The organism is Sphaerochaeta sp. S2, assembly GCF_016406725.1.
Lineage (GTDB): Bacteria > Spirochaetota > Spirochaetia > Sphaerochaetales > Sphaerochaetaceae > Sphaerochaeta.
Window position 1 is genome coordinate 1 of record NZ_JAEKNT010000453.1, and the last position, 4,203, is coordinate 4,203.

The 4,203-nt window shown below is 49.5% G+C and carries 5 protein-coding genes; all 5 read right to left on the minus strand.

Annotated features, from left to right (window positions below; all coding sequences use genetic code 11):
* The coding region (locus tag JF818_RS13010; RefSeq protein ID WP_198892418.1) for a V-type ATP synthase subunit A at positions 1-1,382 on the minus strand (1,382 nt) is incomplete at its 3' end.
* On the minus strand, positions 1,379-1,975 hold the full coding sequence (locus JF818_RS13015) for an ATPase (RefSeq protein ID WP_198892419.1): 597 nt from the start codon (positions 1,973-1,975) through the stop codon (positions 1,379-1,381). The genes JF818_RS13015 and JF818_RS13010, both read right to left, overlap by 4 nt.
* A gap of 11 nt (positions 1,976-1,986) precedes the next feature.
* The gene (locus tag JF818_RS13020; RefSeq protein WP_198892420.1) at positions 1,987-2,289 is read right to left on the minus strand and encodes a V-type ATP synthase subunit F; all 303 of its coding nucleotides are present in this window, start codon (positions 2,287-2,289) and stop codon (positions 1,987-1,989) included.
* A gap of 3 nt (positions 2,290-2,292) precedes the next feature.
* Complete coding sequence (locus tag JF818_RS13025) at positions 2,293-2,640, minus strand: ATP synthase subunit C (protein WP_198892421.1); 348 nt, start codon at positions 2,638-2,640, stop codon at positions 2,293-2,295.
* 25 nt (positions 2,641-2,665) lie between these two features.
* On the minus strand, positions 2,666-4,203 hold a 1,538-nt coding region (locus JF818_RS13030), incomplete at its 5' end, for a V-type ATP synthase subunit I (protein ID WP_198892422.1).

The window sequence follows — 4,203 nt, forward strand, 5'->3', positions numbered from 1 at the left end:
AGCCTGTTCTCGTGCCAAGCCCCATCACTGTGATCATTCCACCACTGTTTCACGTCACCAAGATATTCACTATAGGAGTCCAACCAGCTAATGGCAGGATAGTGACGGCTGCTTGCTAGCTGCCTATCCAACCCCCAGAAGCAACGTACGAATCGCTTTGTGTGCTGGGTTACCGGCTCCGAGAAATCACCACCGGGAGGGCTAACGGCACCGATGATGGAGACCGAACCATCGCTTCCAGAAAGATTTCGCATATATCCTGCCCGTTCATAGAACTGTGCAATACGGGTAGGCAGGTAAGCAGGAAACCCTTCCTCAGCCGGCATCTCTTCCATGCGTCCACTGAGTTCGCGCAGTGCTTCTGCCCAACGACTGGTTGAGTCAGCCATAATCGCCACATGATATCCTTGGTCACGATAATACTCAGCCATCGTTATACCCGTATAGATACTCGCTTCACGGGCACTTACCGGCATATTGGAAGTATTTGCGATAAGGATGGTTCTCTCCATCAGAGACTGTCCTGTCCTTGGATCTACAAGGAGAGGGAATTCCCTCAATACGTCGGTCATTTCGTTTCCGCGCTCACCACAGCCTATGTATACAATGATATCCGCATCACACCACTGTGCGATGGAATGCTGTGTCATGGTCTTCCCGGTACCAAACCCACCAGGGATTGCTACCGTTCCGCCTTTTGCGAGAGGGAACAAGGTATCAATAACCCTAAGACCGGTAACCAATGGTTGTTTCAAGGCAAGACGGCTATCTACCGGACGGGGCAACCTGATCGGCCACTTCTGCACCATGGTAAGTTTCTGTTGCTTTCCATCTGGTAAAACCAGGGTCGCGATTACCTCATCCACAGTATAGGAACCTGATGGAGCAATTTCACTGAGTGTTGCTTCCTGGTACTGGGGAGGTATGATGATCCTGTGCTGGATCCTGCTGGTCTCTTCCACAGTAGCGATGACCATACCTGCATGGACACTCGTCCCTGCCTCAACAACCGGGGTAAACTCCCACTGCTTTCCATGGTCTACCGCATCATAGGAAAGACCACGTGAGATGAATGCCCCACTTGCCTCCATGAGCTTTTCCAAGGGTCGCTGAATACCATCGTAGATGGTACCGATAAGCCCGGGGCCAAGCTCGACGCTTAGACTCATACCACTTCCATAGACGTTGTCACCGGGGCAGATACCAGTTGCATCCTCATACACCTGGACAGTAGCCAATCCATCATAGAGTTTGACCACCTCCCCGACCAGTTGCTGTTCACCGATACGGACCATTTCCATCATCATGGCATTTGTAATGTCCTTGACGATAAGAATCGGTCCATTCACTCGTTTGACACGTCCAATTATTCTTTCTTTCATGTATGTTCCTGAATCATTGACCTTACGACGCGGTCGAACCGTCTGAGACGGATTTCAACCTGGTTGTTGAACGAAACCGTATCGTCCATGGAGGAAACAATCACACCAAGGCCTTGCACTGGTTTTGGATCAAGGTGCAAGGTTATCTTCGCACCGGTTGCTTCCTGGACCAAGAAAGTAGCTTCCTTGAGATGTTCCTCTTTTACAGGACATTGTCGTGAGAATGCTACCTTGGCTTCCTTGAGGTCCAGACCGATTGCAGCCTCTGCAATCCACGTACTTAGATGCTGGGCAACCTTTTTTGCATCAAGCAGAGAGGTTACATGCTTGACCACCTGTTGGTAACTCTCATCGATCTGTCTGAGATTTGCTTTTCGCTTCGCACTTGCGAGATTGGCCTGCTTCTTCAACTCAATATTCCTGAGTTTCTGTTCGTGGTCCTTTCTCAGGGAGGCTATCTCCCGCTCAACCTTGAGTTGTGCTTCCTCTGCGATACGCGTTGCTTGTCTTTGGGCATCCTCAAGCTTTTTTTGAGCACTCTGCTCCGCCTGTTCCAAGATACCACTCAGCAAACGGTTGTCAGTTGTTTCCATACGAACTCATCCTACAATGCTACCCCAATCGCTTTATTGACGAGGGCACGCAAATCTGTGCCTCCCTCCTTTGATCGGGGGGAAGGGATCTCAACAACAAGCGGGAAAGATTCAGAGAATAGGAATCGGTCCACTATGGGCCTGATCATATTTGCAACCTCATCAGTGATGATGATGATGCCATTCTGCGAATCATCCACCGCCTTGTCCCAGGCACGCTTTGCCTGTTGTGCATTTGTCGCCTGCATGCCGAATACACCAACCAGGGAGAACCCGAGTACAGTATCTTCGTCACCGATGACAAAATATTTCATTGGTTATACCTTTCCGAGGATCATCAAACTGGTGATGAACCCAAAGACAACCAGACCTTCAGCAAGAGCGATGAAGATCAAAGCCTGGCTTGCAATCTCAGGACGCTCACTGATGGCACCCATGGCAGCGCTACCAACCTTGCCAATTGCCGAACCTGCAGCTACAGCACCAAACCCAAACGCCAATGCAGCACTGAAACAGACCAGAGCGAGGTTATAGTCTCCACGACTGGCTGCCTCTGTGGTTGCCGCATAGGCACTGGGAGCGAAGATGAAGCCGCTGGCAAGCAACAAGAGTGCTGTTGCCACAAAGGTCATCGATACTTTTCTTCTGAATGCGATGTTGGTCATACTGTGACCCTCCTCAAAAAATTCACTATCTCTGCTCGGATGGTGCGCTCTTCAGCCCAAGTGGCTGATAGGCAACGCCCTTTCCGGTAAAATAACGGGAGAAGAACTCGTAATAGTTCAACCTCAAAGACTGTATTCCTGAACTCAATCCTTCCAGGACGATCACCAGGATGTTCCCAAGGATGAATATCATTACCCCACCAAAACCATCAGCCAAGGAAGAAAGTTCCTTGAATGACTGCATAAGTGCCGCATGGGCAATACCAAGACCTGCCACACGCATGAAAGAGAGGGTGTTGGATAGATAACCGGTAAATATCTCCAGGATATCCACAAACCACTCCATGACTACGTCCATGGTCACGGCACCAAGATCATGGCGCTCTCCACCTTGTTTGACTGAGATGTAGTACGCAAGAAACCCTCGAAGGAAGAGAAGCACAAGCAAAATGGTAATGACGGGGGCTATCCATGGATCGGAGGGGAAGCTCCTGTATCCGCTCTCCACGAAGGCAAATCCCATATAGAGGCCTATTCCAAAAAGGATACCACCGAGCAATCCATTCTTATCCAAGGTAAGTTGCAAGTAGGATTTTTTCCTGAAAAGATTTATCCAATTCAGGACCAAGCCTGTATAGATGATAATAATACCAAACTTGATGGTAAGCCCGAGAATTCCGTACACATCAGTGATCAGGGAACCCTCTCCAGCATGTCCAGCTACCACTGCCTCATAGTTGAACCAGAGAGCAGGAAGGAGTTCCAAACCGAAGTAACTTCCGAATAGGGCTCCAAAAACCATGGCAGAAAGGCCCAGATAGATTAGAAGATCTGTCAGGTTTCGGCTGATCATCCCATCCTTCTTCAGTGGGTTCTTCTTATAGCCATACTTCCCGAGCACGCCAACAAGCATAAGCACCAATCCCTGGCCTACATCGGCAAACATGAGGCCAAACATACAGAGATAGGCAATCATGACAAAGAAAGTTGGATTAACCGTTCCATATTCGGGGGTACTGTAGTTATTGACCATTCTCTGGAATGGGGCAAGCATCTTGGGACTGGAAACAGCAACCGGCACCTCGCGCCGGGGAACCTGACGAGCCTCAGTCCACTCGATGACGCACTGTCCATCGCTTGCCCCAATGATCGCCTGCTCTACCACCTCCGCCTGGTCAGAAGGAACCCAGCCGGAGAAAAGTGTTGTATTACGGGTATAGGCGAAGTAAGAGCGAATCTGGTCACTGAGCTCATTCAATCGAAGATTTGCCCAGATGGCAAACAACTGGGTTTGTTGACTCGCTACCATTGCGTCAACTTCCTTCTCGATTTTCTCCCGATCAGAAATTGCTGCTTGATGTTCCTTCTTAAGTTGTTCCTTGATCATGGAGACTGCTTGTTGTTGCAGCTGGACATCACTCGATTCCATCCAACCAAATTTTTCCAGAAGTGGATCAACCTGCCCTACATCGCGACGGAGTGTCAGGCTGATCCAAAGGTCGGTATTCTCAACATTCTCCAGCAATCCACCGAAAGCAGCAATCTTATCCTTGAGGTCCTCAC